2 protein-coding genes are annotated in these 1,555 nt (G+C 72.5%); both read right to left on the reverse strand.

Annotated features, from left to right (window positions below):
• Positions 1 to 723, reverse strand: a 723-nt coding sequence (locus G3N98_RS39145) for a CmpA/NrtA family ABC transporter substrate-binding protein (RefSeq protein ID WP_206151111.1), incomplete at its 3' end; no start/stop codon positions are given.
• A gap of 5 nt (positions 724 to 728) precedes the next feature.
• Positions 729 to 1,325 carry an ANTAR domain-containing protein gene (locus G3N98_RS39150; RefSeq protein ID WP_089475026.1) on the reverse strand — a complete coding sequence of 199 codons (597 nt, stop codon included), beginning with the start codon at positions 1,323 to 1,325 and terminating at the stop codon, positions 729 to 731.
• Between the last annotated feature and the right edge of the window lie 230 nt (positions 1,326 to 1,555).

Genomic DNA, 1,555 nt, shown 5'->3' on the forward strand with positions numbered 1-1,555 from the left:
GAGCCACGCGCACGCATCGACGAGCGTGCGGATCAGCGCGCGGGCCGTGGCCGGATACAGCGCGACGAAATCGCGCCGGGCCGCGAGCACCTTCTCCGGATGATCGGGCCAGATCTCGCTCGTGACGGCGACGGTCCGCCCCGCGCCGCAGGCCTCGGCCACCGCATGCCACGGCTCGCCGGCGCAGAAGCCGTCGAGCTCGCCGCCGGCGAGCGCGGCCACCATCTCCGGCGGCGGGATCACGACGCTGCGCACGTCGCGCAGCGGATCGACGTCGTGCGACGCGAGCCAGTGGTTCAGCCACATCGCGTGCGTGCCGGTCGGGAACGTCTGGGCGAGGAGCGGCTTGCGGCCGAGCGTCGCGAACGCATCGCGCACGCTGCCGCTGGCGCGATACGCGTCGGCGAGGCCGCGCGACAACGAGATCGCCTGGCCGTTGCGGTTCAGCACCATCAGCGCGGCCATGTCGGCCTGCGGGCCGCCGATCCCGAGCTGCAATCCGCAGACGAGCCCGTACAGCGCATGCGCGGCGTCGAGCTCGCCGCTCAGCAGCTTGTCACGCACGGTGGCCCACGACGGCTGGCGGCTGAGCTCGAGCGTGAGGCCATGCCGTTCGCCGAGGTTCAGGCGCTGTGCGACGATCAGCGGGGCCGCGTCGCTCAGCGCGACGAACCCGAGGCGAAGATGTGCGCGTTCCGGCGCGGCGGGAGAGGAGGTATCCATGGCATTCATGACTGGGGTGACGCGTCGAGCAGTTGCCGCGCGACGTCGACGATGCGCAGGCCCTGATCCATCGCGCGCTTGCGCAGCGCCGCGTAGGCGTCGTGTTCGGACAGCTTGCGCTCATCCATCAGCTGGCGCTTCGCGCGGTCGATCAGCTTGCGCTCCGCGAGCTCGCGCTCGACGTCGGCCAGCCGGCGACGCAGCGCGTCGTCGTGCGAGAAGCGGGCAAGCGCGACTTCGAGAATCGGCGCGAGGCGCTCGGCCGACAGCCCTTCGACGAGATACGCGCTGACGCCCGCGCCGACCGCCGCGCGGATCAGCGACTGGTTGGCGTCGTGGCTGAACATCAGCACGGGGCGCGGCGCGGTGGCGTGCATCACGGCAAGCTGCTCGAGCGTGTCGCGCGACGGGGAATCGGTATCGATGATCACGACGTCGGGATGTTGCTCCTCGACGGCGGCCGGCAGGCGCGCGGGCGTCGCGACGTCGTTCAGCATCTCGTAGCCGAGGTGCGCGAGCGCATCGCCGAGCTCGCCGATCGGCTTGTCGGTGTCGGTGACGAGCAGCACGCGCAGGCGGGAGGAAGAAGCAGACGTACTCATGACGCGGACGGCGGTGGCGAAAGCGTGGCGCGATGGGCGCAGCGGGGGCGGCGGCCCCGCGCGGACCTCGGGTCGGTGCCGCGCACGGCGGCCCGGCGGCCGGTGCCGCCGTCTTCATGATAGGGGGGCGGCCGGTGCCGCGTGGCGTCGCGCATGCTACGCGGCCCGGGACAAGGCCGCTTCGATCGCGGCGCCCGCGTCCGGCACGTGCTGCACGGCGGCTTCGCCGT

The organism is Burkholderia sp. Tr-20390 (assembly GCF_017104595.1).
Classification (GTDB): domain Bacteria; phylum Pseudomonadota; class Gammaproteobacteria; order Burkholderiales; family Burkholderiaceae; genus Burkholderia.

Excerpts from the sequence above, each read along its gene's own strand:
- G3N98_RS39150 (WP_089475026.1), bottom strand. The coding sequence starts at position 1,325 with ATGAGTACGTCTGCTTCTTCCTCCCGCCTGCGCGTGCTGCTCGTCACC.